Origin of the sequence: Bradyrhizobium sp. 141 (assembly GCF_023074055.1) — a bacterium.
Taxonomy (GTDB): Bacteria; Pseudomonadota; Alphaproteobacteria; order Rhizobiales; family Xanthobacteraceae; genus Bradyrhizobium.
The window spans coordinates 1-1066 of the sequence record NZ_JADPKR010000036.1 but is presented as its reverse complement, the minus strand read 5'-3'; the positions used below and the strand labels follow the sequence as shown (position 1 = coordinate 1066).

At 57.6% G+C, this 1066-nt stretch carries 1 protein-coding gene and 1 pseudogene; both read left to right on the top strand.

Annotated elements, in window-relative coordinates; translation table 11 throughout:
- Nucleotides 1-137 (top strand): annotated as a pseudogene (locus IVA81_RS11420) (integrase); the annotation flags it as partial.
- 11 nt (nucleotides 138-148) lie between these two features.
- A partial coding sequence (locus IVA81_RS11415; protein ID WP_247316424.1) for an IS91 family transposase occupies nucleotides 149-1066 on the top strand: 918 nt, incomplete at its 3' end.

Genomic DNA, 1066 nt, shown 5'->3' with positions numbered 1-1066 from the left:
GTCATCGCAGCCTCGCCACCACGGCCAAGTACTTGCGCATCGCGACCAACAAGGTCTGCGCGACGTCCAGCCCTCTGGACCTCTTGCCGCATCCAGTTCCAGCCGAACCACAGCCGGCGCCGCCAAAACACTTCTGAGTTTCAGACCGATGGCCCGCTCGGGGCCGGAAGTGGCGGACATATTCCGCCGCTACGGTGCAGCCTATCGTGAGAGCCATGGCGCCTCGCTATGCATTGCACAGCGTCGCGTCATGAGCGCGATCGAATTGTGTCGAACTGCGGCACTTGGTGGTCATGTCGAGCGCTGCGATCACTGTGACCACCAGCGCATCTGCTACAATAGTTGTCGTGATCGCCACTGCCCAAAATGCCAATCACTGGCTCGTGCCCAGTGGTTGGACAACCGTCGATCAGAACTTCTCGACACCCAGTATTTTCATGTGGTCTTCACCATACCGCAGTCCATTGCAGCTATTGCCCTTCAAAACAAGGAGATCGTCTACGGCATTCTGTTCCGGGCCGCCAGCGAGACGTTGCGCACCATCGCAGCTGACCCCAAGCATTTGGGCGCACAAATCGGATTCTTCGCGGTGCTTCATACTTGGGGTCAGGCTCTTTTTCACCATCCGCATCTGCATTGCGTGGTTCCGGGTGGGGGCATTTCTCCGGATGGCACACGATGGATTTCCTGCCGGCGCAAGTTCTTTTTGCCCGTTCTCGTGTTGGCGCGTCTGTTTCGTCGACTGTTTCTCGATTATCTCCGGAAGGCCTTCGACGCCGGAGACTTGCAGTTCTTTTCCTCGCTGGAATCCCTTCGGACGCGCGACGCCTTCTTGCGTCACATCGCGCCTATCCAGAAGAAGGATTGGGTGGTTTACGCGAAGCGCCCCTTCGCCGGACCTGAACAAGTCCTCAAGTACGTCGCACGATACACGCACCGCATCGCCATCTCCAACAATCGCCTCCTCGATATCGACGACGGCAAGGTTCAGTTTCGCTGGAAAGATTATCGCAATGGCCACCGTCAAAAGACGATGACGCTTGGCGCTGACGAATTCATCCGTCGG